Annotated in this window: 2 protein-coding genes and 1 tRNA gene; 1 reads left to right on the top strand and 2 read right to left on the bottom strand. The window is 55.0% G+C overall.

Annotated features, from left to right (window positions below; genetic code table 11):
• The coding region (locus AB4043_RS25840) for a hypothetical protein (protein ID WP_442308564.1) at window positions 1–569 on the top strand (569 nt) is incomplete at its 5' end.
• 52 nt (window positions 570–621) lie between these two features.
• Here AB4043_RS25840 and AB4043_RS25835 read toward each other — a convergent pair.
• Window positions 622–698 (bottom strand) — tRNA-Arg (locus AB4043_RS25835).
• Between the two features lie 103 nt (window positions 699–801).
• A partial coding sequence (locus tag AB4043_RS25830) for a TIM barrel protein (protein ID WP_442308563.1) occupies window positions 802–1,304 on the bottom strand: 503 nt, incomplete at its 5' end.

The raw sequence follows: 1,304 nt of genomic DNA, 5'->3' as shown, positions 1-1,304 counted from the left end.
ATGTGGGGCTTCCCGTGTCAATTGAGTGGAAGAAGACAACGATCTTCGGTGCGACCTTCGGGATTGCGGCGGCTATAACGATGTTCCTTGCAGGAGGAGTCATTTCTTGGCTGTCAAATAGGCCAAAACAGCTGGATACGACCGCAATCAAAGCGGTCGATTCGAGGGCAACGCAAACGTTTACTATCGACGATGCACGAAGGGAAATAACACCGTCTGGATTCACCTTAGGTTTCGTACTGGCAAATACGACAGGGCRCGACCTTACCGTTCCAGAAGATGTGAAACTGTTCAAGCGAGATACCAAGACACAGGCTCTCTCAGAGCTAAACGGAAAGCTTGACCACGCCTTCTTTATCCCCGCAAAAGATAAGGCAGAGGTCGAGATCCGGCTGGAATATTCTTGCGCAGACTTAGACATGAAGACCGGAATCACTACGCAAAGAGATCCTCAAATTTGCTATAACGACGCAATTGGATCAGTTAGCGGCTTTCTGGCTCTCGATTATGGCAATCACATTCGCATTGAGTTGCCAAAGCCTACTCTCGCATCTGCCCCGGGAAAGTAGCACTTCCTGAAAGTGTACTTGGCCTACTGGGGAGGAGGGCGGAAGGGCGTCGTGGTAGGCGAGGCAGGGATCGAACCTGCAACCCCGAGCTTAGAAGGCTCGTGCTCTATCCAATTGAGCTACTCGCCCGCCTGCTTTGATTGTATGCGAGCAGGGTGCCCTTCTATACACAGGAATACAAGAGAAAACCCACCCACGCATCGCCTCATAGTCGGCGTGGATGGGTTTTGCGTTACGACTTCAGGGCAGCGATGGCTTCTTCGCGGGCGGTCTTCAGGGTCTTGACCCAGTCGCCGGTGGCGCGGAATTCCATGCAGATGACGCGGTTGTACTTCAGCTCCGCCAGCTTGCGGTAGATGTTGGTGTAGTTCATCTCGCCGGTGCCGGGCTCGTGGCGTCCGGGGACATCGGCTACGTGCACCAGACCGACCAGGTCGATGTTGCCGTCGAGCTTCTCAATCAAGTTACCGGCCTGCCGCTGCTCGTGGTAGAAGTCGTACAACACCTTGATGCGCGGACTGTTGACCTCACGGCAGATGGCGAAGGCTTCGCTCACGCTGACCACCGCTTCTTCCTTGTGCTCCAGCAGGTCGATGGGTTCGAGCACGATCTCGATCTGGTCCTTTTCGAGGACGTCGGCAGCGTACTTCAGCGTGTCGACGATGGCGGCGCGCTGCTGCTCCGGTGTCTGGCCGGGGACACGCTTGAAGGCTGTATAGATGAACTGTTTGCAAC

Origin of the sequence: Terriglobus sp. YAF25 (assembly GCF_052113305.1) — a bacterium.
Classification (GTDB): Bacteria; Acidobacteriota; Terriglobia; order Terriglobales; family Acidobacteriaceae; genus Terriglobus.
This window is presented reverse-complemented; position numbering and strand designations above follow the sequence as displayed.